Origin of the sequence: Siphonobacter sp. BAB-5385 (assembly GCF_002261125.1) — a bacterium.
In the GTDB taxonomy this organism is placed as follows: domain Bacteria; phylum Bacteroidota; class Bacteroidia; order Cytophagales; family Spirosomataceae; genus Siphonobacter.
In genome coordinates this window covers 74,868-97,213 of record NZ_NMPS01000220.1, presented here as the reverse complement: position 1 = coordinate 97,213, position 22,346 = coordinate 74,868, and the positions used below count along the sequence as shown (strand labels likewise).

General features: G+C 48.8%; 21 protein-coding genes and 1 riboswitch. Of the genes, 6 read left to right on the top strand and 15 right to left on the bottom strand.

Going from position 1 to position 22,346, the window contains the following annotated elements; genetic code table 11:
• Nucleotides 1–125: 125 nt before the first annotated feature.
• Together BWI93_RS23220 and BWI93_RS23215 are read right to left on the bottom strand one after the other, a co-directional pair.
• Complete coding sequence (locus tag BWI93_RS23220) at nucleotides 126–1,298, bottom strand: low temperature requirement protein A (protein WP_094815866.1); 1,173 nt, start codon at nucleotides 1,296–1,298, stop codon at nucleotides 126–128.
• Nucleotides 1,299–1,317: 19 nt separating this feature from the next.
• Complete coding sequence (locus tag BWI93_RS23215) at nucleotides 1,318–2,268, bottom strand: LEA type 2 family protein (RefSeq protein WP_094815864.1); 951 nt, start codon at nucleotides 2,266–2,268, stop codon at nucleotides 1,318–1,320.
• A gap of 329 nt (nucleotides 2,269–2,597) precedes the next feature.
• Here BWI93_RS23215 and BWI93_RS23210 point away from each other — a divergent pair, with 329 nt between their 5' ends.
• The gene (locus tag BWI93_RS23210) at nucleotides 2,598–3,359 is read left to right on the top strand and encodes a LuxR C-terminal-related transcriptional regulator (protein ID WP_094815862.1); all 762 of its coding nucleotides are present in this window, start codon (nucleotides 2,598–2,600) and stop codon (nucleotides 3,357–3,359) included.
• 66 nt (nucleotides 3,360–3,425) lie between these two features.
• Here BWI93_RS23210 and pgl read toward each other — a convergent pair whose 3' ends face one another.
• From pgl to tkt, 5 genes are all read right to left on the bottom strand, one after another.
• Nucleotides 3,426–4,154, bottom strand: a complete 729-nt coding sequence (pgl, locus tag BWI93_RS23205) for a 6-phosphogluconolactonase (protein WP_094815860.1) — start codon at nucleotides 4,152–4,154, stop codon at nucleotides 3,426–3,428.
• 62 nt (nucleotides 4,155–4,216) lie between these two features.
• Nucleotides 4,217–5,731, bottom strand: a complete 1,515-nt coding sequence (zwf, locus tag BWI93_RS23200) for a glucose-6-phosphate dehydrogenase (protein ID WP_094815858.1) — start codon at nucleotides 5,729–5,731, stop codon at nucleotides 4,217–4,219.
• 69 nt (nucleotides 5,732–5,800) lie between these two features.
• The gene (gene gndA / locus BWI93_RS23195; RefSeq protein WP_094815856.1) at nucleotides 5,801–7,234 is read right to left on the bottom strand and encodes an NADP-dependent phosphogluconate dehydrogenase; all 1,434 of its coding nucleotides are present in this window, start codon (nucleotides 7,232–7,234) and stop codon (nucleotides 5,801–5,803) included.
• A gap of 102 nt (nucleotides 7,235–7,336) precedes the next feature.
• Nucleotides 7,337–8,428, bottom strand: a complete 1,092-nt coding sequence (gene tal / locus BWI93_RS23190) for a transaldolase (RefSeq protein WP_094815854.1) — start codon at nucleotides 8,426–8,428, stop codon at nucleotides 7,337–7,339.
• A gap of 197 nt (nucleotides 8,429–8,625) precedes the next feature.
• Nucleotides 8,626–10,638, bottom strand: a complete 2,013-nt coding sequence (gene tkt / locus BWI93_RS23185) for a transketolase (RefSeq protein WP_094815852.1) — start codon at nucleotides 10,636–10,638, stop codon at nucleotides 8,626–8,628.
• Between the two features lie 250 nt (nucleotides 10,639–10,888).
• On the opposite strand from tkt, the gene BWI93_RS23180 reads away from it, so the two are divergent.
• Nucleotides 10,889–11,836 (top strand): cation diffusion facilitator family transporter, encoded by a 948-nt coding sequence (locus BWI93_RS23180; protein WP_094815850.1) that lies wholly within the window; start codon nucleotides 10,889–10,891, stop codon nucleotides 11,834–11,836.
• A gap of 115 nt (nucleotides 11,837–11,951) precedes the next feature.
• Nucleotides 11,952–12,821, top strand: coding sequence for a serine hydrolase (locus BWI93_RS23175; RefSeq protein WP_094815848.1), 870 nt, complete (start codon nucleotides 11,952–11,954; stop codon nucleotides 12,819–12,821).
• Between the two features lie 54 nt (nucleotides 12,822–12,875).
• Here BWI93_RS23175 and BWI93_RS23170 read toward each other — a convergent pair whose 3' ends face one another.
• Together BWI93_RS23170 and BWI93_RS23165 are read right to left on the bottom strand one after the other, a co-directional pair.
• A complete protein-coding gene (locus BWI93_RS23170; RefSeq protein ID WP_094815846.1) occupies nucleotides 12,876–13,484 on the bottom strand; it encodes an HD family hydrolase in 609 nt (202 codons plus the stop codon).
• Between the two features lie 75 nt (nucleotides 13,485–13,559).
• The gene (locus BWI93_RS23165; protein ID WP_094816061.1) at nucleotides 13,560–13,952 is read right to left on the bottom strand and encodes an NUDIX domain-containing protein; all 393 of its coding nucleotides are present in this window, start codon (nucleotides 13,950–13,952) and stop codon (nucleotides 13,560–13,562) included.
• Nucleotides 13,953–14,149: 197 nt separating this feature from the next.
• Here BWI93_RS23165 and BWI93_RS23160 point away from each other — a divergent pair, with 197 nt between their 5' ends.
• The gene (locus BWI93_RS23160) at nucleotides 14,150–15,337 is read left to right on the top strand and encodes an ATP-binding protein (RefSeq protein WP_094815844.1); all 1,188 of its coding nucleotides are present in this window, start codon (nucleotides 14,150–14,152) and stop codon (nucleotides 15,335–15,337) included.
• Between the two features lie 131 nt (nucleotides 15,338–15,468).
• Here the strand turns inward: BWI93_RS23160 and BWI93_RS23155 are convergent, their stop codons facing one another.
• From BWI93_RS23155 to BWI93_RS23145, 3 genes are all read right to left on the bottom strand, one after another.
• Nucleotides 15,469–15,726: a hypothetical protein gene (locus BWI93_RS23155; RefSeq protein WP_094815842.1), complete on the bottom strand. Its 258-nt coding sequence runs from the start codon at nucleotides 15,724–15,726 to the stop codon at nucleotides 15,469–15,471.
• Nucleotides 15,727–15,783: 57 nt separating this feature from the next.
• Nucleotides 15,784–16,077, bottom strand: a complete 294-nt coding sequence (locus BWI93_RS23150; RefSeq protein WP_094815840.1) for a hypothetical protein — start codon at nucleotides 16,075–16,077, stop codon at nucleotides 15,784–15,786.
• A 342-nt stretch (nucleotides 16,078–16,419) separates the two neighbouring features.
• Nucleotides 16,420–17,550, bottom strand: a complete 1,131-nt coding sequence (locus BWI93_RS23145; protein WP_094815838.1) for a PQQ-binding-like beta-propeller repeat protein — start codon at nucleotides 17,548–17,550, stop codon at nucleotides 16,420–16,422.
• Between the two features lie 209 nt (nucleotides 17,551–17,759).
• On the opposite strand from BWI93_RS23145, the gene BWI93_RS28345 reads away from it, so the two are divergent.
• Both BWI93_RS28345 and BWI93_RS23140 read left to right on the top strand, forming a co-directional pair.
• Nucleotides 17,760–18,563, top strand: a complete 804-nt coding sequence (locus BWI93_RS28345) for an alpha-L-rhamnosidase N-terminal domain-containing protein (RefSeq protein ID WP_217902323.1) — start codon at nucleotides 17,760–17,762, stop codon at nucleotides 18,561–18,563.
• A complete protein-coding gene (locus BWI93_RS23140) occupies nucleotides 18,560–20,164 on the top strand; it encodes an alpha-L-rhamnosidase C-terminal domain-containing protein (RefSeq protein WP_217902322.1) in 1,605 nt (534 codons plus the stop codon). The genes BWI93_RS28345 and BWI93_RS23140 overlap by 4 nt, the downstream gene beginning before the upstream one ends.
• 69 nt (nucleotides 20,165–20,233) lie before the next feature.
• On the opposite strand, the gene BWI93_RS29810 is transcribed toward BWI93_RS23140, so the two are convergent.
• The 3 genes from BWI93_RS29810 to BWI93_RS23130 form a co-directional block, all read right to left on the bottom strand.
• Entirely contained in the window at nucleotides 20,234–20,743 is a 510-nt protein-coding gene (locus tag BWI93_RS29810) for a sugar phosphate isomerase/epimerase family protein (RefSeq protein ID WP_369679211.1), read from the bottom strand.
• The gene (locus tag BWI93_RS29805; protein WP_369679210.1) at nucleotides 20,653–21,087 is read right to left on the bottom strand and encodes a hypothetical protein; all 435 of its coding nucleotides are present in this window, start codon (nucleotides 21,085–21,087) and stop codon (nucleotides 20,653–20,655) included. The genes BWI93_RS29810 and BWI93_RS29805 overlap by 91 nt, the downstream gene beginning before the upstream one ends.
• 278 nt (nucleotides 21,088–21,365) lie before the next feature.
• The gene (locus BWI93_RS23130; protein ID WP_255158025.1) at nucleotides 21,366–21,809 is read right to left on the bottom strand and encodes an Hsp20/alpha crystallin family protein; all 444 of its coding nucleotides are present in this window, start codon (nucleotides 21,807–21,809) and stop codon (nucleotides 21,366–21,368) included.
• A 249-nt stretch (nucleotides 21,810–22,058) separates the two neighbouring features.
• Nucleotides 22,059–22,335: riboswitch (cobalamin riboswitch) on the top strand.
• Nucleotides 22,336–22,346: the final 11 nt, after the last annotated feature.

Below are 22,346 nucleotides of genomic sequence, written 5' to 3'. Positions count from 1 at the left end.
CCAACTAAAAGCCAGCCTTGTCTGCGGAACAAAAAAGCCGCCTTGTTACTCTATAATAAACAATCCTATTTCTTCAACACAAAAGCCGGCTCTGATCGCTGGCTTTTGTGTTATACACTGCTTATTTATCCAATCTGCAAGGGCTGCTTCGAATCATCTTCCGTATCACTTTGCTCATCGGGTACTGGTTCGCCCTGATCTTTAATGATCCGGTACGCTAATGACAGATACAGGCCATAAATCCCGGTTATCGCTACCAACGTTTCCCAACCCAGCTGAATCAGGTAGGCTGCACTCCACATGAGGGCCAGCGTGATCCCGGTCAGCCCTACGTAGGGGCGGCGACGGGCGGCGTTTATCTTTTTCAGGCTCATCCAGGTCATAGCAGCCAGGTACAGTGTCATTCCCCAAACCAGCATCCACCAGGACGTATCATTGTCATCAATAGCGGCCGTTACGCCGATTGCCATCGTACCCGTACCCAGATAGAGCGGCAAATGCCCAAAGGAATACCGTAACCCATTGCCTTTGAGACGACCATTAAGAAATTCTTCCTGATGAAAGAAATACCACCACCAGAGCAGAATCACCAGTATCAAACCACAGCCGGCCGCAATGAGTCGATACGAATGCCAAAGTCCCTCGCTTAGTGAGGTGGATATACCCATGATGTTCTGCTCGACGACAATGAGCGTAAACATACCCAGTCGTTGGGGGAAATGTTGTTCCGTAGGTCCAATCTTCTCCAGCGATTTTCGGGCCAGCCAGGGGGTTGTCAATTCAATGACCAAACTGACCACCTGCCAGACGTGATTCTGGGTAATTCCGCCGACAATCCAGAAAACAAGACCTACACTATAACCTATCAACAAATGGCGGGCGGGCTTTCGGGCCTCTTCGTCTACCCAGATAGTATATACGTACAACCCCAGCAAGAGGATACGGGCTGCCGCGTAAAACCAGGTAAATCCTGCCACGTCTCCCTCCAGCGTATCGGGAGCCTTCACAGAAAGTAAAATGATAGGAACCAGACTCAGTAAAAGGAGAGCCTGCTGGAAGCGAGCATTTCGATCAAACCGATCAAAGTACAACGAAAAACCCGTCCATAGCCACCAGGCCGGAATGAAGAGACTGCAAAAATGCAGGTACTCCTTTGCGTAAACGGCTCCCGTAAACACATCGGCTAGCTGACCAATGACGGTACCAATCACTAAGTCATAAAAAGGTTCAATCCAGCGGTCAGCAATGGTTTGCCCCCGTTCGTCATTTCCTCGGGCTAAGTCGTTTTTCTGATTCAAACGTGTGGGTTATGAGAGTTTAATCTTTTTTTGATTTCACTTCGACCGTTTTTTTAAGGCCTTTGATATCTTCCAGATTGCCACGAATAACGGTTTTCATCTGACTATTCTTCAGTACATCGTTACTGGATGCCATTTTACAGTCCATGTGCAGGGCATATGGAAAATCCTTTCCTTGAAACAGCATCTGTACGCTGGCTTTCAACATCTTTCCTATCGTTAGCTGTACCGGAATGGTATATACTTTATCACTGCGGGCGGGTACTTTGGTAACCCCCGGCGATTGACCCCGAATCGTATTGCCTTCCTTACCGAGATCAACGGAATAAGTCATGTCTTTGAAGCTGATATCGAAGTCATTTTTATTGATGAAGCGAATCTGAAGATCAAGGTCCGTGTTTTTCAACCGAAATTTTTCCACATCATAACCCACCAGCTGAATTTCCGGCAGGTGAAACAAGGGTAGGCGTTTATCGGCTTCCAGTCGCAGCGTATCCTTACCCAGAAAAGGTTTGGCCAAGTGAAGGAGAGCGGCGATGTGATAGGTAGCACTGTCCTGACCACGAGCTTCCCCTTTTTTGGCGATGGACGAAAACGCATCCAGCTTGATTTGGGTAGGCACTGTCACCACACTACTGTCCCGGGCTTTGATTTCAATGGGCTTGGCATAATCACTTTCCGCGATTTTAACTCCGTCCACCCGCACTGTATAGGCAAAATCCTGAATATTCATGCCAACCGGAAGTGGATTGTCAATCAATACGCTCAGGTTTACGTCCATTTTTGAATCCGTAATGGAATGAATTTCTGCAATACTGACTCCCACCCGGGGTTTGAGACCCGATACTGGATTCGCGTTTTTACCTACATACCGCTGGTACAAAAACCAGCCGGCCAGTCCTATGACGACCAGTAACACAACCCAAAGGATCGATTTCTTTTTCATGGCGGAGTTAGCAAGTACGCTCATTATAGAAGGCTATATGCTGAATAAAACTGTGCCCGCCTTCGACTGGTCAATTCTGGCTCCCAACTTTATGTCATGCGTAACCCTACCTAACCCAATCGGTATAAAAAATTTTTAAAAATTTAATTTTTATTCAGACGTCATTTATTTAATCACTTACACCTAAAAAGCACGTAGTTCTTCGTAAGAATAAGTTCTCAAAAAAGGTCTTTTTAAGAAAACTGGATTTTAAAATGGTTCTAAAGTGAACGGTCAGATAACCGATAAGTAAAAGTTAATGCATTGATATTAATATATTTACCTAGCCTTCTCAGCCAATAACCTACACCCCTATGCAAACGCCCATCTACCGTGAAGCCCGGAAAATCTGGGATCGCATTAACCGGGATTTACCCACTGACCGCCTGGAGGTAATGGACTCCATTGAAAACTTTAAGTCGATTCTCGACTTATTTCATTTAGGTCCTTATTACTACTACCTTTTCAATTGTCGTACGGGTCAAATTGAGCATACCAGTAATTCAGTGGCGGAAGTACTCGGCTGCTCACCCGAAGAATTTACTCTGCCCTACGTGCTTGAGCACCTGCATCCCGATGATGTTCCCGTTTTTCTGAATCACGAAAACAGTGTTGTGGAGTTCTTTAACCAGATTCCCCCCGAAAAAGTCTACAAGTACAAAGTGAGCTACGATTACCGCCTACGTAGGAAAAATGGACAATACGCCCGGATTTTACAGCAAATCGTTGTGATTCAATATGGCGAAAATGTACGCACGTTAGGCGTACATACCGACATTTCACATTTGAAAGCAACGGGCCCGTCGATCCTTTCTTTTGTAGGAATCGATGGAGAGCCTTCTTACCTGAATATGCCTATTGAGAAGGTGTTCATTCCCCGCAAAGAAGTACTGAGCCAACGGGAAAAAGAAGTATTACGAGCCATCGTATCCGGCTATGCCAGCAAGCAAATCGCTGATTTACTGTGCATTACTAAAGAAACCGTGGACAGACACCGGAAAAACATGCTCGGCAAAGCGGAAGTACGCAGCTCGGCTGAGCTGGTCGCCAAAGCCGTCCGCGAAGGCTGGATTTAACAAAAAACGTTCGACCCAAGGGGCCGAACGCTTGCAGAAAACCGGAGAAAGCTCCGCCAGGCTTTCTTAGTAATGCATCGACAACTCCGCCGCCGCCGCCCGATCCAGAAACCAGTCCAGATAGCCGTTAACGGGAATAATGAGTTGAGCAGGGAATTGTTCAATATCGATTGGATCTTCAATTACGTGGCGAACCGCCTCCGCCTTTCCAGCTCCATAAACCAGAAAAGCCGTACGATCTGCCTGATTGATCAGCGGAGCCGTGAACGAAATCCGGTATATGCCCTGATCATTCAGAAACACTTCTTTTACGGATTGTGAATCGTCCGCCAGAATGCTGGTGTAAGGAAACAGGGAAGCCGTATGCGAATTATCACCCAATCCGAGCAGGATCAGATCAAAACTTAGCTTCTCGCCGTGAAAGAACTTTAGAATGGTCTCCGTATACGCCTCAGCCGCCTGCCTGGGTTCCAGGCTGGTATCGACCGCATATACCTGCAGAGGATTAATAAAAAGCGGATCGAACAGCGTCTGCTTCGCCATCAGGTAGTTACTGTCCGGATCCGTATGGGGTACGTACCGCTCATCACCGAAAAAGAAATGTACTTTTTTCCAGTCCAGATCATGGGCGTGCTGGGCTACCAGTAACTCATACAACTTCTTGGGCGAACTTCCCCCCGACAGAGCTACTGAAAAGCGGCCTTTTTCCTGAATATTCCGCTGGGCCGTTTCTACAAAAAATACCGCCAGATTTTGCAGCGTTTCATCGACAGTATCCGCAATTGTAATTTTCATAATCGTTTCATAATCAAGTGAGCAAAGGGAGGCGATAATCCGCCCCCCTTTTTTTGAATAGCCTAATGCTTCACATTACTCTTTAGCGGTAATGAAAACCAGTGGAAGCCATCGCGGGCAATCAGGGCCTCTGCCGACTCCGGTCCCCAGGAATCTGCGGCGTAGTTGGGGAAGCTCAGACTGGGTTTCGCGGCCCAGGTATCCAGTACGGGCATGAGTAAATCCCAGGCTGCTTCGACCTGATCACCCCGCATAAACAGGGTCTGATCGCCCAGCATCGTATCCAGTAATAGCGTCTCGTATGCTTCGGGAGCCTGATTGGTATACGTACCTTTGTAATCGAAAACCATATCGACCGTGTTGAGAATCATATCCAGTCCCGGACGTTTCGCCTGTACTTGCAGGCGAATGCTCATTTCGGGCTGAATACTGATAATCAGACGATTTTGGGGCAGACTATCTTTCGTACCAGAGGGGAAAATATCGTGAGGAACCTCCCGGAACTGAATGGAGATCACCGAAGCCGACTGGTGCATCCGCTTACCCGTCCGTACGTAGAAGGGTACGCCCTGCCAACGCCAGTTGTCCACGAAAAACTTCACGGCTGCAAAGGTTTCCGTATTGGATTGTGGATCTACTTTGGCCTCTTCGCGGTAGCCGGGTACCTGTTTGCCTTCCATCCAGCCACTGCCGTACTGACCGCGTACGGCCGACAACCGTACATCTTCGGCCGTAAAACGACGCATGGCTTTGAGGACGTCCACCTTGCGGTTGCGTACTTCGTCGGCACTGAAGCTAACGGGCGGTTCCATCGCCACCAGACACAGCAATTGCAGCAGGTGGTTTTGAATCATATCCCGCAGGGCTCCGGCACCGTCGTAGTAGTCGCCGCGTTCGCCCATGCCCAGCTGTTCGGTTACCGAAATCTGTACATGTTCAATGTAGTTGCGATTCCACAGAGGTTCCAGAATGGCATTGGCAAAACGGAACGCCATGATATTCTGTACCGTTTCTTTGCCCAGGTAGTGGTCAATGCGGTAAATCTGGCGTTCGTCGAAGATATGAGCCAGCAGCGAGTTCAGCTTCTTGGCCGATTCCAGGTCGTGACCGATCGGTTTTTCAATCACGATCCGTACGCGTTCGGTATCCGAAGCCAGTCCAGCTTTAGAAATATTTTCGGCAATAATTGGGAAGAAATTGGGGGAAACCGCCAGGTAATACACGACGTTGGCCTTCTCACCCCACTCCTGCGTGTATTGATCGATACGGTTACCAAACTCTTTGTAAGTTTCCGCATCTTTCAAATCCGAAGGTTGGTACGCAACGTGCTTGGCAAACGTTTCCCATTTGTCGGATTCTGCCTTCCCGCGACGGGAAAACGAGTTGATCCCTTCGAGTAAACGTTCGGCAAAAACCTCGTCCGTCAGCTCCGTACGTCCCGTGCCAATGATGGCAAATTTTTCGGGTAAGTAGCCGTCTAAGAACAAGTTATACAAGGCGGGTGCCAGTTTACGGGAGTTCAAATCGCCCGTACCGCCGAAAATGATAAATATAGTTGGCGTTGTTGTTGAATTCATGGGGAATGTTGTTGAAGTTGATTAGTAACAAGTCCCTGTTTCTTCAGGTAAGGAAGCCGCTAAATGGTCTTACTCTAAATCAACTTCTTCTTTGGGTACCCATTCAGTATGGAAAACGCCTTCTTTACCAATGATTTCGTACAAGTGTGCTCCGAAATAATCCCGCTGGGCCTGAATCAGGTTCAGGGCGGAACGACCCGTACGGAAGGCATCAAAATAACTCAGGGAAGTGGCATAGGCCGGAGCCGCAATACCCGACTGAACGGCACTCGTCACCACCGTACGCAGGCCCGGAATGGCCGCACTTAACTGTGTTTTTACCTCTTCATCCAGCAATAAGTGCTCGAGCTGAGGATTTTTTTCGTAAGCCTGGTAAATACTGTTCAGGAACTTCGAACGAATGATGCAGCCGCCCCGCCAGATTTTAGCGATTTCGGTGAGATGAAGTTCGTAGCCAAATTCCCGGGAAGCCTTCAGCAACATGTGCATACCCTGAGCATAGGTAATAATCATGCTGGCGAAGAACGCTTCTTCCAATGCCTTTAAATACTCCTGTTTTACAGCATCAATTCCCCGGCCTTCACCGCTGTATAATTCAGCGGCCTGTTCGCGAAGCTTTTTGTACTTGGACAAATCCCGCTGCGAAACGGCAATATCGATCGTCGGAATCGGCGTTTCCAGATCCATGGCCGCCTGTGAGGTCCACTTGCCCGTACCTTTGGCCTTCGCTTCATCTTTAATGTCGTCGAGCAGTTCGTGGTCGGCTCCGGGTTCACGGTAGTGAAAAATATCCTTGGTAATGTTAATCAGGAAGGATTGCAGACGGCCCTGGTCCCACTGGTCAAATACATCACCAATGGCGGTATTGTCCATTTTCAAACCATTTTTCAGCAAAGAATACGTCTCGGCAATCAATTGCATCAGACCGTATTCAATGCCATTGTGTACCATTTTCACAAAGTGTCCCGATGCTCCGGGACCGATGTAGGTTACACAGGGATCCCCATCTACTTTCGCCGCAATGGCTTCAAAGACGGGTTTCATTACTTCGTAGGCGTGCTTGTCACCCCCGGGCATCATACTCGGTCCGCGACGAGCCCCCGCTTCACCGCCCGAAATCCCCATCCCGAAGAAGTGGATGCCTTTGCTTTGCAGTTCAGCTACGCGGCGATTGGTATCCGTAAAGTGTGAATTTCCGGAATCAATCAGAATATCGCCCTCACTTAAAAGTGGTTCCAGATTGGCAATGACGCTATCTACCACTTTGCCCGCCGGTACCAGCATGATGATGGTACGGGGACTGGTCAGGCTTTCAATGAAATCGGGTAAAGAGACAAAACCCTTTACGCGTTTACCTTGCCCTTCCGTTTCGAGTAATTCAGCTTTGGAGGCGTCCGTATCGTAGCCGGCTACGGCCACATCGTGATCGGCCATATTCAGCAGGAGGTTTCGGCCCATGGTTCCCAGGCCGATCATTCCTATGGTGTACTGTTGAGCACTCATTAGGGATAGGATGGTTTATTTGAAGGTGGGGCGGTTGAAGCCCGTAGACCCCAACCGCCGAACCGAAGAATACAAGTAGCTAGACGTAACGTCTGCTAAAAATTAAAGACCTGCCGTTTTTTCGTGAATGGCTTTCAGCAGTTTCTGGTAGGGCTGGATGAATTTCTCGATGCCTTCTTCTTCAAGTTTCGTCGTTACTTCATCCAGGTTAATGCCTAATTCCTTGAGTGTTTCCAGCGTTTGGGTGGCCTCATCCATTCCTTCTTCCAGACGATTAGCAGCATTCCCGTGATCACGGAACGCTACCAGCGTTTCCATCGGAACGGTATCTACCGTATCCGGACCGATCAGTGCTTCTACGTAGTACGTATCCGCAATGGCGGGATCTTTGCTACTCGTACTGGCCCACAGTAAACGTTGGGGTTTGGCACCTTCCGCTTCCAGCTTTTTGAAACGTTCGCTGCTGAATACCCGCTTGTAGATTTCGTACGCTTTCTTCGCTGAAGCAACGGCCACTTTAGCCTTCAGGTCCGTGTTACCGGCTTTTTCCAGTAAGGGATCCACGGCCACGTCGATACGGCTCAGGAAGAAACTGGCTACGGAAGAAATCCGGTTGATGGGCTGACCAGCGGCCAGACGATCTTCCAAACCTGAAATGTATGCGTCGGTTACGGCTTCGTAGCGATCCAGGCTAAACAGCAGGGTTACGTTGATGTTCAGGCCTTCGCTGATGGCTTTACGAATCGCGGGCAGACCTTCTGCCGTACCCGGAATTTTGATCATTACGTTTTTACGATCTACTCGCTCCCACAAATCCAGGGCCTGATCAATCGTTCCCTGCGTATCACGGGCCAGTTCAGGAGACACTTCCAGACTTACATAGCCATCGGCTCCTTCTACTTCTTCGTCGTATACTTTTTTAAATAAATCGGCGGCATCCTGGATGTCGGTGATGGCCAGATTATAAAATACGTCCTCGTCAGACTGGCTGACCAGGTCTTTCAATTGCTCGTCGTATTCAGTACTGCCACTGATCGCTTTTTCGAAAATAGCTGGATTGGAAGTAATACCCCGAACGCCATCTTCATCGATCAGTTTTTGTAATTCGCCTGACCGAATGAACTTACGCTCGATGAAATCCAGCCAGATACTCTGACCATGCTCATGAATTGCCTTTACGCGATTGGTTGCCATAACTGAAGTAATTTGAGGTTGTTTCTACAGAGTGAACTTTTTGAAGATTAGGATAGTGCCTATGAACCGGAGAAATTTGAAATTTCAAGTCAGGCTACCCGTAAAGGATTGACCCTATTCCGGCCATACGGCCCCCAAACTTAGTATTTATTTTGTGGAATGAGCGGATTTAGAAATGATCCGCTCAGATTAAGCTCTCATTTCTGGAGTAATGCTTTCGTCCGACTGACTACGTTCTCAACCGTAAAGCCAAATTCCTTAAATAAGTCCTTGGCCGGAGCGGATTCGCCAAAGGTGGTCATACCAATGACATCCCCTTCGTCGGTCACGTATTTATGCCAGCCGAAAACGGAAGCAGCCTCTACGGCCAGGCGTTTTTTGATTCGTTTGGGCAGTACGCTTTCCTTGTACGCTTCATCCTGTACTTCAAAAAACTCCCAGCAGGGCATACTCACCACGCGGGCCTGAATGGATTCTTCGGCAAGCTTTTGCTGAGCTTCCAGAATGAGGGGGACTTCCGAACCCGTCGCAATCAGAATAACGTCTGGTTCGCCCTCACTGTCGGAAAGGATATAGGCTCCCTTGTGCAAATTCGTTGCCGGGGCGTATTTTTCCTGATCCAGAATGGGCAAATCCTGACGGGTCAATACCAGCAGTACGGGTCCAGTGGTATGCTGCAAAGCCGCTTTCCAGGCCTGAGCGGTTTCGTTGGCATCCGCTGGCCGGATCACCACGATATTGGGCATGGCCCGTAAGGCCATCAATTGCTCGACGGGTTGGTGCGTAGTCCCATCTTCACCCAGACCAATGCTGTCGTGCGTGAACACCAGTACTACCCGAATTTTCATAATAGCTGCCATCCGAATCGGTGGCCGCATGTATTCGGAGAAGATCAGGAAAGTCGCACCATAAGGAATGATTCCCTTCGTCAGGGCCATGCCGTTGAGGGCGGCTCCCATCGCGTGCTCGCGAATACCGAAGTGAAAATTCCGGCCTAGCCGATCTTCCGCCGTGAATGATCCGTAATCCTTCAGCAGCGTATCCGTTGAGGGAGCCAAATCCGCCGCTCCACCCATCAGACTCGGCAGCACGGAAGCCAGAGCGTTCAGAACCTTACCAGAGGCTTTCCGCGTGGCCATTTTACCCTCTTCGGCCTTGAATACGGGCAATTTTTCCTCCCAGCCTTCGGGCAGTTTCAGACTACGTTCCTGTTCGTACTGAGCGGCTAGTTCGGGGTACTCCTTGCTATAAGCTTCGAACAGATCACCCCACTGCTGCTCCAGCTGGGTTCCTTTTTCACCGATTTCCCGGTAATAGTTCAGCACTTCTTCGGGTACGACAAAGGACTGTTCGGGATCAAAGCCAAAGTTCTTTTTCACCAGTTTCACTTCTTCTTCCCCCAGGGGTGAGCCGTGTGAACCTGCCGTATTAACCTTGTTCGGACTACCGTAGGCAATTTGCGTTCGTACCTTAATCAGCGAAGGGCGAGTCGTTTCCTGCTTGGCCTTTTCTACGGCCGCTGAAATGGCTTCGATGTCGTTGCCGTCTTCCACCGCCTGTACGTGCCAGCCGTAAGCCTCAAAGCGTTTGGCTACGTCCTCATCAAAGGCCAGATTGGTGTTTCCTTCGATAGAAATGTGATTATCATCGTAGAGGTAAATCAGGTTACCCAGCTTGAGATGACCCGCTAGGGAAGCCGCCTCGGAGGTAACCCCCTCCATCATATCGCCATCACTGCAAATGGCGTAAATTTTATAATTGAAAAGATCAAAGCCGGGCTTGTTATAGCGGGCGGCCAGATGCTGCTGGGCAATGGCAAAGCCAATCCCGTTGGCAAAGCCCTGACCCAGCGGTCCCGTCGTAATGTCGATGCCGTCGAGCATACCGTACTCGGGGTGGCCCGCCGTTTTGCTGTGCAACTGACGGAATTGTTTAATATCCTCAATCGTCAGATTATAGCCCGTTAGGTACAGAAAACTATACTGCAACATACTCCCGTGACCCGCCGACAGCAGGAAGCGGTCGCGGTTGGGCCATTCGGGGTTTTTCGGGTTGTAATGCATGTGGTGAGCCCACAGTACATGCCCCATCGGAGCGGCCCCCATGGGCATACCGGGGTGTCCGGAGTTTGCTTTCTGTACAGCATCAATGGACAACACCCGTACGGTGTTGATGCCTAACTGTTCAAGGTCGGAATTTGTAGAAGCCATTGGTCACGTTTGAAAAGAAAGGAAACGATCCTTTCGGGTTTCACACTTCAGAATAAAAGGGTGTAGTTATTAGAAACTATCGTGAAGCTGGTGAGTGAGGCAAAAAATTATTCCTTTCCGGGTGTTTTTCAGACACTTCCAACAAATACTTTCTGGCACGTACTTTTTTGCCTGCCCTGCGATTTCTTTAAACGTCCCCTTACCTTTAGTGGCCTAGACCTTATTTTTGCTTCAACCGTTTCGTGTTTCTATGCCTTCTACCAAACTTGCCATCTATACGGCTTTAGGAGCTAATTTGCTGATTGCCGTGACCAAATTTGTTGCGGCCAGCATTAGTGGCAGTTCCGCGATGGTTTCTGAAGGAATTCACTCACTGGTCGATACGCTCAATGAAGTTCTGTTACTGGTGGGTTTACGGAAAAGCCAGCAACCCGCCGACCAGCGACGCCCCTTTGGGTACGGCAAAGAGATTTACTTTTATTCCTACCTGGTTTCCATTCTGATTTTTGCCGTAGGGGGTGGTGTATCCTTTTACGAAGGTGTTACGCACATTCTCGATCCGCACGTCATTGAAGACCCGTTTTGGAATTACATTGTACTGGGCATTGCTTTTGCTCTGGATGGCTTTTCTCTAATCACGGCAACCAGGGCCTTCAATGCCCAGCGGGGCGAGCAGGCCTTCTGGTCGGCGGTACGCGAAAGCAAAGACCCCTCTTCTTTTGTCGTGCTTTTTGAAGACGCAGCCGATGTACTGGGGCTGATGATTGCTTTTCTGGGCGTTTTTCTGGGCCATACGTTACAAAACCCGTACTTCGATGGGGCCGCTTCTATTCTGATCGGACTGATCCTCACGGCTGTTTCGCTGGTATTGGCCCGGGAAAGCCGGAGCTTGCTGATGGGTGAAGGTGCCGGATTCGCCATTGAGGCTCAGATTACGGAGGTTACGCAGGCTCATCCGTCCGTCGAGACCGTTGTTCAAACCTTGACGTTTCAGGTAGGTCCTGAGCAGATTGTGTTGGTACAGCGGGTGCGGTTTTTGTCCCATTTAACCGCCATTCAGCTTACCCAGAGTATTGAACAGATTCATCAGCAACTACAGGCGGCCATTCCAATGCTGACGCACGTTTTCATTGAGCCGCAATCCGGTAACAATTTATCGCAGCAATCCCCCGCTGCTCTCTCTACCGGGCACGCCTAATCAGAAATCAGCTTACGTATGATGTTAAGAGTATTGTAAACGTTAAGGTCAGAGCTAATCTGCCGGATTTTAGCATTTTGGCTGTATCTTACCGACTCACGCTTCCTTGCTTCCTATGAAATGGTTATTCCTGCTGTTGCTTCCCGGACTGGTTCAGGCCCAGTCTACCTCCCTCAAAGAACAAATTCAGCATTATTTATCCGGCAGAAAAGGCACCTACGCCGTCGCCTATAAAAATCTGGCCACGGGCGAGCACGTCTACATCAATGAAAACGATTCCTTTCACGCGGCCAGTACCATGAAAACGCCCGTTATGCTGGAAGTATACCGGCAGGCATACAAAGGAAAATTTTCGGTTCTGGATTCGATTGTGGTAAAGAATGAATTCAAAAGCATTGTGGATGGAAGTCCGTATTCGCTGGTAGCGACGGATGATAGTGAGCCGAAACTTTACGAGAAAGTGGGCCAGAAACGGACCATCTACGATCTGATGTACGAAATGATTATTTACAGCAGTAATCTGGCGACGAACATCATCATTGATCTGGTAGATGCTCGGAATGTCACCAAAACACTCTGTAAAATGGGAGCGAAACATACGCAGGTACTCCGGGGGGTCGAAGACAAAAAAGCGTTCGCTCAGGGACTGAATAATAAGGTTTCCGCGTATGATTTAGCCCTGCTGTTTGAGAAAATTGCGAAAGGAAAAGCCGTTAGTCCGGAGGCTTCGCAGGCGATGATCAGTATCCTGCTGGATCAGAAATTCAATTCCGTCATTCCGGCCAAACTACCGAAAAGCGTTAAAGTCGCTCATAAAACTGGCTCGATCGTAAGTATTATGCACGATTCGGGCATTGTGTATTTGCCCGATGGCCGTAAATACGTCCTGGTTTTGCTTTCCAAAAACTGGCAGGAGCCGGATCGCGAAGCGGCTGTTGAAACGATGGCTACGGTTTCAGAAATGATCTACCAGTCGATTCAATAAATCCCGGTTGCTTACCCTCGAAAGGCTTTCGACGCGTAAGCAACCGAGCCCGTGTTATTCCTGCGGAAGTTCCGGTTTCTGGATGTAACCCTTTTCCAGACTATCGTCGATCATCGTTTTGGCGAAGTCCCAGATGTGACTCGAACCTTTGTCAATCACGCCGACTTTCTTGATGACTTTTTCGTAATCCACGTTAAATTCCTTCCAGCTTCCGCCCTGATTGGACACGTTTTGCAGTACGGGCTCAAAGCGGTCGATGGCGTGAGCAAACCGGGACTCGGGCGTTTCGCGGGCCTCAAATTCTTCCCAGATTGTCAGGAATTCTTTGCTTTGTTCTTCGGGAAGTAAACCAAAAATGCGAAGGGCGGCTTTGTGTTCAGCCGTTGCATCATCGTGATTGAGCAGGGTATCGAACAGAAACACGTCTCCTGAATCAATTTCGACGATGTCGTGAATCAAAAGCATTTTAACGACTTTCGACACATCGACGGGTTCGTTGGCGTGCTCGGCCAGTACCATCGCCATGAGGGCCAGATGCCAGCTATGTTCAGCGTCGTTTTCGTGCCGATCGCTGTTAAACAGACGGGTTTTCCGCTTGATGTACTTGAGTTTGTCGATTTCCTGAATGAAGGAAAGTTGTTGAAGCAATTTGTCAAATGACATAGTCTAGATGATTGAAGGATGGTTAAAACCGCAAAAGTACGCGGATTTTTAGACGAGCCAAAGCCTGTTCGTACCCTATCGTAACAGACCACTTTCGAAAAGAGAATCAAACAGTAACTGGGCCGCCACGGAAACGTTCGCCCGATCTGCGTAAGCCAAGTACACCATTTCTTCAATTTCTGAGTCTGGTTGCAGCATTCCTTCGTACGCGGCGGTGTAGCAGCTCAGTCGTACCCGTACGCCTTCGGCCTGCCCGTGGGCCTGGGCTTCGAAGGTTCCAATCCAGGTTATTGTTTCGAACTGAAGTTGTACGCTGAGTTCTTCCTGAATTTCCCGTATCAAAGCCTCGGCATCCGTTTCGCCAGCTTCGCGTTTGCCACCGGGAATGTAATACACGTCTTTGTTACGACTGCGGGCGACCAGAATCCGGTGATTTTCCAGGTGTACCCAGGCCAATTTATCGATCATAGGGAAGTAAATGATGAGCTGATAGCTAAAAATGAATAGCGTTGTAAAAGTTCCTAGGCTTACGTTTGTATTACCGAGACGTACAGAAGCAGGCGTTGTTGAAAATGCCAGGTATTGCATTTCGTAACGCTTCAGCTCTGCAATCAAGCACGGATTTCATCCTTGCAAATCGAAAATAAAGTATTAGATTTACAAGGATGATTAATCGAGAAGCACAAGCTGAAATTATTCGTTTGCTGGAAGAATATCCGGCGGTAGGCGTGTTAGGCCCGCGGCAGGTGGGCAAAACGACGCTGGCGGAAGAGATTGCCGCCAGGATTAGTCCTGACCCCCTCTACCTGGATCTGGAAAGTCCGAGCGACCTGGCTAAACTTAGTCAGCCGGAAGCCTATTTTCAATTGCACGAGGGTAAACTTATCATTCTGGATGAAATACAGCGGGTTCCCGAGCTGTTCTCCATTCTTCGCGGCGTCATCGACCGGCGGCGGCGGCAAGGCTACAAAACGTCACAGTTTTTGATTCTGGGTTCGGCTTCGCTGGATTTGCTTAAGCAGTCCTCCGAATCGCTGGCCGGACGAATTGCCTACGTGGAACTACCCGGTCTGAATGCACTCGAAATTTTACAGGCAAGTCCGGCCATTCAGGACCAGCTTTGGTTACGGGGAGGTTTTCCCGATAGCTATCTGGCCCGGACAGATACCGCCAGTTTGCGGTGGCGAATGAATTTCATTAGTACCTATCTGGAGCGGGACGTACCGCAACTGGGCCCGCGTATTCCCGCCGTTACGCTACGGCGACTTTGGACCATGCTGGCTCATCAACAGGGAGCTCAGGTAAATCTGGCTCAACTGGGGGCCAGTCTGGATCTAACGGCTCCTACTATTAAACGTTACCTGGAACTGCTCGAAGATTTACTACTGATTCGTACGCTTCGGCCCTGGTCAGGCAACGTGGGGAAACGGCTCGTCAAAACGCCTAAAGTGTATATACGTGACAGCGGTCTTACTCACGCCCTTTTACAGCTAACTACCCTGGACGACGTATTAGGACACCCTGTCGTGGGAGCCAGTTGGGAAGGTTTTGTGGTGGAAAATATTCTATCGGTACTGCCCGTGGGCTGGACACCCTGGTTTTACCGCACCTCCGCCGGGGCTGAAATTGATCTGGTGCTGGAACGAAATACCCGGGAGATCTACGCCATTGAAATCAAGCGTTCGCTTACCCCAACGGTCTCGAAAGGGTTTTATCTGGGGTGTGAAGACGTCAGGGCTACGCGTCGCTTGGTGGTGTACGCGGGAAAGGAACGCTTTCCGCTTTCCAGTGGAGTCACCGCTCTTTCGCTCACGGACCTCATGCAGGAATTGCAGCAATTCAGGCAAGAATAAAGGGGGTAGTCTACAGGAAATAAATCCTTTCATGACGCAGAAAGGGAGTACGGTACTGCTTCCATCAATAAATTTCTGACCTATCGTAAGAAGATAATCTTCTGCCGTAACTCCATTTCTGCCAAATCGGATTAGGTGGCTTTTAACAACGTGCTTTGTTCACAAACGCCATTCATGTAATCGATGGTAAGCAGAGCAATGGCCCGACCCTGCCGGCTTTTCATACTCGGAATGGAAGCATACGTGGTTCGTCCGTCCAGCAGAATGGACAATGCTTCCTGAATACCTTCCTCCAGAGGGGATTCCTCAGTAGTGCGGCCCTGTAGAGAGAGTAGTTTTTTATCGAGTAACGTAATGGTACGCTGGATCTGATTTTCGGATGGTTTCATGCGTGGATGGTAAGAATAAAAAATGAAGTTTCGTCTATCGACGAAAGCGTGCTGTATTTAATCCAGCACTTGTATCCAGAGAATTTTAGGGTCAAACTTGGTGTCGACCTCCTTAATTTCAAAGGAATGCGTTTTTAACCACTGCAACAGTAATTGCACGTGGCGGTCCTGCGTAAAGGACGAATCCTGGAACAGGTATGAGCGTTTATGCCGGATGCCCGAGCCCGAAAGCGTATCGCCAATTTTAGGAACTGAGCTTACTGCGGTGGTCAACATAACCCCTTCTCGCAAAGGCGTCAATACGGTTAAACGAGTATTTTCTACGGTAAATTTAACGATCATCGTTTCCATAGGTTCAGCGATAAATGGTAAATACCCGCGGGTTAAGGCAGATACGATTTACAGAAAAATCATTTTTTCCTGTGAAAGAGAAGTACTGGAAAGCTAAAGAATGATCGGGGATCGAGAAGTAGCTACTCAGCGAACACAAAGGAGCGAGGGATTCCGAGCGTATCTATTCCTATCAACGATAGTTAACGGTATTTGTTTAACAAGGTAGTACTATAAATTGAAAAACCCTAATAATAAGGCCTTTATGTGATCTAAAGTTGACATAACTCAACGCATCTGTAAGGTTTGTAACTAAAAAAGGAGACTCCTCAACGAAGTCTCCTCTCTCTGGAACGAATACCCTTACTGTACCTCTTGCATACCCGATTGGGCGGAATAATGGTTTTTCTGATTGGAGTCTGTAACGATCAGCGTAGAAACCCCGTAAAACTGACCAGGCGTCTCTGTCAAGGACCAGAGTTCTACGCCGTTTTGCGGGTTGATGGCCCTTAGTTTCTGGCCGAGCGTGTACAGAACACCGTTGGCTACCACGATGGAAAAATTACCCGCTGAAGACCCCTGATCCGTGGAATGCCACTTGAGCATTCCAGTCTGAGCATCAAAAGCATACAGAGTATTTTCGAAGCCTCCCACGTAAATCAGATTGTTCGCATAGTAAGCATTAGAACTCACGCTGATTTTAGGCGTAGCCTGATTCCAGCGGATTTGTCCCGTCTTGGCATCCAGTGCACAAAAGCGGCCGGTTTTTTCACTTCCAATAAATAGCAGTCCATCATGAGCCGTCAGCGTAGTTCCGGTATCTACCTCAGAGCTTTCCCACTTTTTAATCCCCGTAGCCGCATCAAAAGCGAATAACTTCCCTACCGGATAATGCGAAGTAGCCAGGTAAACCATTCCCTGGTAGTAAAAGGGTTTACGGGTATGTTGTGCCAGCTGATCCACCTGCCAGCGAATGGCTCCTGTTTCGGAGTTAACGGCGTATAGCTTGGACATTGCTGCATAGTAAAGGGTGTTGCCTACCAGCACGGGGTCTTCGGTTACGGAATTCCAGCCGTATCGCAATTGCCATTTACTCTGTCCGGTACGGATATTGTAGGCCAGTATACTTTCGTACTTACCACCAATGTATAAGGTTTCGTGGGCTAAAAGAAAACCATCCCCCGGTACATTCAGTACATAATCAGTGATGAGCTGAATTTCGTTTTTTCTAATGCCTGTTTTGGCATCAAACTGTATGAGCTTCCCGTCCATGTTAAAGACAGACACCTGCCCATTGTTTACCACCGGATTGGTAGCCACTGACTTTTGAGTAGCCGATTGCCATACTTCCCTTCCATTAGCCGCGTTAAAGGCGTGGACTTCCCGGTCGCTAAGGGTTACGTAAATCCATTCATTTTGAATAGGTTTAGGGTCTTTTCTTTTGCATGAAATCAATAAACTGAGGGCAATCAGAAAGGTAAAAAGGGGCTTCATTTGCTAATGTTTGGGTGATAACGTTTTAAAAATACGCGATAAGCTGAGGTTAACAGAAATATACTTTTCACTGTATGCATTCCGGCGGTTTTAAATGTCCTGGATTACGCAGGTCTGACTCTAAATTTAATACCTTATAAACGACGCATTCTCTTCAAACTGCTACCTTTAACGTCTCCTCTATCCTGGTTGTATTTAATTCTTTACTCATGCGTGGATTCCTTCGAACCGTTATTCTTCCGCTTACGCTCTACTGCCTTATGATTCTTCCCGTACCGGCTCAAATCCGTTTAATGGGTTACCAGCAGGCCCACATCAATCCCGAATTATTCCAGCGAGCCTGGGCGGCCCGCTGGATTTCGGTACCCAATGCCTCCGACAACGCCTACGGCGTGTATCATTTCCGGAAAAGCTTTGATCTGACGGCCCGTCCTGAACACTTTTACGTACACGTTTCCGCTGACAATCGCTATAAGCTTTTTGTGAATGGGAAGCTCGTAAGTCTGGGACCAGCCCGCAGCGATCCGTATAACTGGAATTTTGAAACCGTCGATCTGGGTCCTCATTTGAAAAAAGGGAAGAATGTACTCGCCGCCATAGTTTGGAATTTTGCCGAGTACAAACCCGTAGCTCAAATGAGTTTTAATCGGACTGAGTTTTTGCTACAGGGTGATACGGAGGCTGAACAACTGGTCAACACCGATACCAGCTGGCGGTGCCTGCGTAATCCGGCCTATACGCCCTGGCAAAAACCCGTTTACGGCTATTACGTGGCCGGTCCGGGCGATAACCTGAATGCCCAGCCCTACCCCTGGGGCTGGCAGCAACCCTCCTTTAACGACCAGGCCTGGGTACCCGCCCGACAGGGTATGCCGGCGGCGACCAAGGGCCACCGCGACTATCCAAACCGCCTGCTGGTACCGAGTCCGATTCCACCCATGGAAATGGCTACTGAACGGCTGGCCCGCATCCGGCTTTCCGAAGGAATGGAGAAACCCGCATCCGGTTTTTGAAAGGAACCAGGTCCCTGACCATTCCCGCTCATTCGAAGGTGCGGCTGCTACTCGACAATGAACAGCTAACGACGGGCTATCTGTCACTTCAATTCAGTCGCGGAAAAGACGCGGAAATTCGAATTGGTTACAGCGAAGCCTTATACAGTGATTCACTGACGCACGCCAAAGGCCATCGCGATCAGATGGAAGGAAAGTTTTTTGTTGGATACGAAGATCGGATTCAGGCTGACGGCGGTTCAAATCGTGACTTTACCTCACTGTGGTGGCGAACGTATCGTTACCTCAATTTGCTCGTTACGACGGCCGACGAACCGCTCGTACTAGAAGATTTATTTGGAACGTCTTCGCGGTATCCTTTAAAACAGGAGACGACTTTTTCGGTACCGGAGCGTAAAGATTTGCAGCAAATGCTCGACATCGGCTGGCGTACGGCCCGGCTGTGTGCCAACGAAACGTACATGGATTGTCCGTACTACGAACAGTTGCAGTATTTCGGCGATACCCGCATCCAGGCCTTGATTACCCTCTACAACACCCGCGACCCGTGGCTGGTGAAAAATGCCCTGGAGCAGGGTCGGCAGTCGATGGTAGCCGATGGACTGACCATGAGCCGATACCCTTCTAATCTGCACCAGTTTATTTCTTCGTTTTCACTGCTTTGGATTGGCATGGGCTATGATTACTATCGCTACCGGGACGATGCGAATTATCTGAAAACGTTGCTTCCCGCCCACCGGCAGATTTTATCCTGGTACGAACAATGGCTCAAGCCCGATTACAGTTTAGGCTACGTCCCGAACTGGTTTTTTGCCGACTGGGCAAACAGCTTCGATTACGGCGAACCGCCCCGCGAAAAAGACGGTGATTCAGCTTTTCAGGATTTGCTGTACCTGATGTCCCTGCAAATGGCCGCTGAACTCGAACAAAACCTGGGCCTGCCCGCTTTGGCTCAGCATTACCAGACGCTACAAACGAACCTGAAGAAAGCCATTTATCAGCATTACTGGAACCCGGGAAAAGGGCTACTAGCGGATACAAAAACGCAGCGTTCGTATTCCCAGCACGTCAATGCTCTGGCGGTACTCGCGGGTGTGGTTGAAGCAGATCAGGCCAAGCAGGTGATGCAAACGGTACTTTCGGATCGCAGTTTGACGCAAACCACCATTTACTTTCGCTACTACGTGAATCAGGCCCTGAGCAAAGCCGGACTGGGTGATCTTCTGTTGAATCATCTGCAACTCTGGCAGGATCAGATGGGACTGGGCCTGACGACCTGGGCCGAAATGCCCGAACCGTCCCGGTCGGACTGCCACGCCTGGGGTTCGAGTCCGAATATCGAGTTTTACCGCATCGTACTCGGCATTGATTCCGAGGCGGCAGGTTTTAAGAAAATAAGGATTGCTCCGGCCTTAGGTACCCTGAAAGAAGCTTCGGGGAGTATGCCCCACCCCGCAGGGACGATCAAAACGCAGTATACCTTAAACGCACAAGGCAAGTTAACCGCCCGCATCACCCTTCCTCCGGCGACGAGTGGCACTTTCTACTGGAAGGGCAAAGTCTATCCCCTTCAGGAAGGATCTCAGGTACTTGAGTTATAAGGTATTTAGACAAAAAGCCCCCACTTAAAAGCTGATTTTTAAGCGGGGGGCTTTTCTATCAAGGCATTTTTATTCTTTTAATCCTTTCAGGTACGCAATGCTTTGAGGCACCTGCTGAGCGATACTCGGACTTTCATCCTCAATAAAGTAATGGCGAATGCCCAGCCGCTTGGCCTCTCTAATAACGCCGGGAATGTCGATCTGTCCTGTTCCTAAGGCTACGTCGTTTTCCAGCGGGGTTGATCCCGTAAAGTCTCCTTTTACTCCTTTCTTAAGGTCTTTCAGGTGAATCAACTGAAACCGTTTGCCGTATTTTTTGAGCAAAGCCACGGGGTCGGCCCCGCCGTGTTGAGCCCATAGAACATCCAGCTCAAAGGAAACATCCGACGGATTGGTGTTTTTGACGAGGTAATCAAACAACGTTCCCTGTACGTAAGGGCTAAACTCGTAGCCGTGGTTGTGGTAACAGAAAGTTAAACCCGCAGCTTTCAGTACTTTGCCCGCTTTGTTAAAATCTTCGACGGCTTTTTTCGCATGATCGATGTTGAATGCTCCCTGATGCGGAATCCAGGCGACCATAACGTACCGGGAGCCAGGGCTTTTGCCTGTTTGATAACACTCTGAGGGTCACTCACCAGCTCCTCGTACGAAGCTCCTGTGGCGGGTATGGTAAGCTTCCGCTTCTGAAGCATCTGCTTGTACGCTTCCGGAGTCAGACCTTTCGGCGTATTTCCCTCGATTTCCGTAATGCCCAGCGAGGCAATCAGATCCAGCGTTTTCTCCACGTCTTTCGCAAATTCATTGCGATACGTATACGCCTGAACCCCAATAGGAAAAGTGTATAAAGGTTTATTACTTTGGGCAAAGGTGACTTCCAGCCCCAGCAGAGCCATCAGAAGTGTGCGGACAAAGAATACTTTCATAGAAAGATTTAGATAAGATTTGTATTCAAAGATACACTCCTTGTGGATCGAGTGGTTTTCGTTCTAGCAGGAAAGTTCGTTGCTGGTTTGTCTGCTTCGGGAGTAATCCTTTTGTATCTAGGAACTGTCGCAAAGCTTTGCCTTGTAGAACGCATTGACAAGCGTCACAGACGCTCGTCAAACCACAATTAAAAAGGCTTCCTACCCCCTCAATAGCCCCTTATACACAAAAGGACTGCTTCTAAAGCAGTCCTTTCAAAAGTGAAGTATCGCAGTAATTACTGAATACTAATCAACCGGGGAGTTTTCTGTTTTACCTCTTCCCGTTTAGGAATGGTCAGATGCAGCAGTCCATTTTCGTAGCGGGCCTGGATGCCTTCTTCATTGACGACATCTTTCGGCAGAACAAAGGTCCGCTCAAAAGACTGGTAGCTAAACTCCCGGCGGGAGTAGTGTTCTTCTTTTTTGTCTTCCGTTACCGATTGCTTTTGAGAGGAAATCTTCAGCGTATTTCCGTCAAGCTGGATGTGAAAATCTTCTTTTCTCATCCCCGGAGAAGCCATTTCGACTTCAAACGCATCGGCGGTTTCGCGAATATTCACCGCCGGAACGGTCGTACCCGTCGATGAAAAATGCGATTGATTCCAATTGAAAAGGTCGCGACCTAGGAAATCATCAAAAAAGCTGGGGAAGCTGGGAAACAGCTCATCCTTTTTTCTCATGAGTGACATAGTTACCTCCTTTTTAAAAGTTGATCAAACGAATGTAATGAAGACATTTCTTCATCACTTCCGCTCTTTTAAACGGGCATGCCAAAATTGTTTTTCTTACCTTTTGTCAGCGAAAACTGTCAAATTTTCACTAGGTAATCTTTCCTTTTGACAGTTAACGGATTCAATAATCTTACTACTATCCCAACCATTGGGGACGAATCCCAGGGTTTATCCTACTGAAAGGCAAGCAAAGCAACGTATCTTCGTCCCCGAAAAGGTTCTGCTTAACCGCGGATGAATAGGGAATCGTGCGGACCGCCGATGCGGTTTAAATCACGAGCTGTCGTGCAACTGTATGTTTTTCAGTTTTCAGCTTACTGTTTTCAGTTTTCAGGAGTAAAATACTTCACTAATCAACTGTAAACGGAAAACCGACTACTGTAAACTTTCTTTAGAGAAGCCACTGTACCTCGCGTATGGGAAGGCCTTGGGAAGGAAACGAGCCAGGAGACCTGCCTTTTTGTATCGGTTACACGCTTTCACGGA